At 46.2% G+C, this 390-nt stretch carries 1 protein-coding gene; it reads left to right on the top strand.

Translation table 11 applies throughout. The annotated features are described in order from the left end of the window. Nucleotides 1–27: 27 nt before the first annotated feature. Nucleotides 28–390 (top strand): Mur ligase domain-containing protein (locus A3761_RS06295; RefSeq protein ID WP_231881178.1); only part of this gene is annotated, 363 nt, incomplete at its 3' end.

The raw sequence follows: 390 nt of genomic DNA, 5'->3' as shown, positions 1-390 counted from the left end.
GTTGATTTGCTCCGAGGTATTTGTAATGTGCCTGCAGCGCTGGATACACGAGTTTCAGGTATTTCGATCGATAGTAGAAAAGTTCAAAAAGGTGATGTGTTCATTGCGATTGCTAGTGATGAAGCTCAGCTTGAGCTGTACGTTGCAGAAGCTATTGAACGCGGTGCAAACGCAGTACTACGCGATGGAAATACTAACTGCCGAATATATGAAGATAAAGCAGCGATAGAGATCTGCTTGCAGGGCCTTCGCCAGAGTATGGGAGAGATAGCGGCTCGCTTCTTCTTTAGGCCAAGTGAAGAAATTAAAGTAATCGGTGTCACCGGTACGAACGGCAAGACCTCAGTAGCAAACTACCTTGCCTCTTACATATCCCAAGGACCGCATAAG

Source organism: Oleiphilus sp. HI0123 (assembly GCF_001635315.1).
This window is presented reverse-complemented; position numbering and strand designations above follow the sequence as displayed.